The sequence below is a fragment of the Geobacillus sp. CCR genome (assembly GCF_052906625.1).
On record NZ_JBREBQ010000086.1, the window covers coordinates 1 to 1,965 of the forward strand.

Sequence of the window (1,965 nt, forward strand, 5' to 3'; positions counted from 1 at the left end):
GGTTGCACTTGGAAATGATCAACGCCAACAAGCGTTTCATGATGTCATAGGGAACTTCTTTCGCTTTCTTGGATACTGTGGAATAATGGAATCGCGGCAATCCATACAGAGGCCCCACATCGGCTCCGTGGCGAAAGCTTTTCCATTGATGCATGGCGGCCAGCAGGAAGAAGTGAATCAACTCGCGCAACGTAAAGGTTCGAGACGAATCACGATACCCAACCGCTTCGGCAATCCGTTGAATCTCTTCATCCGAAACAAGTTTTTGCATCAAATTCGGGAGTGTGGTATGCTTGTTCATAGAGAGCACCTCCTGGGTTTGTTTGTGTCGCTACTCACATTCTACAGGAAAGGTGCTCTTTTTTCTATACCCTTTGGATTTTATTGGATAATCAACACGCCTGAGCTTTTAAAATATTTAAATTGCGAAGTTAAACCGGGAGACGCCAACTGTTGGCTGAGATTATTAACAAGTAAACATCGCGCTATTTTCCATCCATTGAAACATATCTTGTTGTTAGTATTTCTTCAAGAGTCTGTAGATAGCATAAAAGAGAATGAAAATAAATCTTTTTTTGCATTTGGAGAGGGACCTTATCCTTGTCTAAATCCTGTTGCAGAACATTATGGTCAACGATTAATTGAGGATGTTCAAATAAAAAGAGATGAAAATACAGGAAATCCGCGCGGCCTATTTGTATGCGAAAAATGCGGCTTTTCATATTCGAGAATTGGTCCAGACAAGGATATTAACGATCAATTTCGTTATAATAAAGTAATAGAGTATGGACCGGTATGGAAAGAGAAGTTAAACTATTTCATTAATAACGAAAACCTTAGTAAAAAAGAGACAGCAAGAAGGTTAAATGTCAGTATTGAGACAGTAAGGAGATATTTGAATGGTTTTGAAAAACAACCCAAAAAGGAAGCGCCTACAATAAAAAAATTAGATGAACTAAAAAAGCGATGGTTAAATCTTGTTGAGCAATATCCGAACTATTCTCAAAATCAACTTAGAGAGTTAGATAAGGGGTTGTATACATTATTATATTATTACGCTAAAGAATGGTTACAACAAAATTCTCCGAAGGGAAAAACATATCATAACGGAAATAAAAGATTTAATTGGGAGGAAAGAGATAAACAGGTATTACCACTAATTAAGAAAGCTATAGAGAAAATTCTAAATGAAGAAAAGCCTATCCGAGTAACACTCTATCGAATTGCGCAAGAAGCAGGTATTTCAGGATTAAAATCAAAGTTGGAAAAAATGCCGGAGACTAAACAGTATATTCTGTCAAAACTTGAAAGTGTCGAGCAATTTCAGTTAAGAAGGGCAAAATGGGCAATTGAAATGATAAAAAAACAAGGAATGCATGTTTCTAAGAGCAAGGTTATGGAAATGGCTAATCTGCACAAAGCATCAATCGAAACTATGTCTAAAATTGATAAATTAATAGAAAGTTACAATTGCTAAATAAAAATGGTTCTTACGTAATCTTGGTGATATAGGGTTAATAATCAAGAAATGGGCATATAACATTTTAGATTAACTTAATGTCTAGTTTTCTTTCCCAATTCTAAACGACCTTATATTTTCTGCAAGATAACGTAGGGATCGTTTTTTATTACATAGGCTCTTAACTAATTATTTTGATTATAAACGAAAAGAGTACAATAGCTGTTTTTTGGTGAATCATTTATCTGTCTCGATGTTTAATGTGATGCTATTTATATACCTAGCTAAAGAATAAATATAAAAAATGGAAATAGAGGAAATTACGCTTAACTTGAGTCGGGAAGAATTGCAAAAATAAATCAGACAGACGCACGGGCAAAGTGTAAATTAGCACATTATTTCAGAATCCCTTTTTCAAATTATTTCGGACGGATTCGGAAATAATGTGCAAAATCTTTGCGAATTATTCCAGGTTTTGCAGATTATTTCCGAACATTTGCACATTA

The 1,965-nt window shown here is 35.0% G+C and carries 1 protein-coding gene and 1 pseudogene; one reads left to right on the forward strand and one right to left on the reverse strand.

All coding sequences use genetic code 11. From position 1 onward, the window contains the following. Positions 1 to 301: pseudogene (locus ACVBDQ_RS17915) on the reverse strand (IS4 family transposase); the annotation flags it as partial. Here ACVBDQ_RS17915 and ACVBDQ_RS17920 point away from each other — a divergent pair. Continuing rightward, positions 290 to 1,477 (forward strand): TnsD family Tn7-like transposition protein, encoded by a 1,188-nt coding sequence (locus tag ACVBDQ_RS17920; protein WP_446663393.1) that lies wholly within the window; start codon positions 290 to 292, stop codon positions 1,475 to 1,477. The pseudogene ACVBDQ_RS17915 and the gene ACVBDQ_RS17920 overlap by 12 nt on opposite strands. Positions 1,478 to 1,965: the final 488 nt, after the last annotated feature.

Bases quoted from the DNA above. Each gene is read 5' to 3' on its own strand.
- ACVBDQ_RS17920 (WP_446663393.1), top strand. From the start codon at position 290: ATGCTTGTTCATAGAGAGCACCTCCTGGGTTTGTTTGTGTCGCTACTC.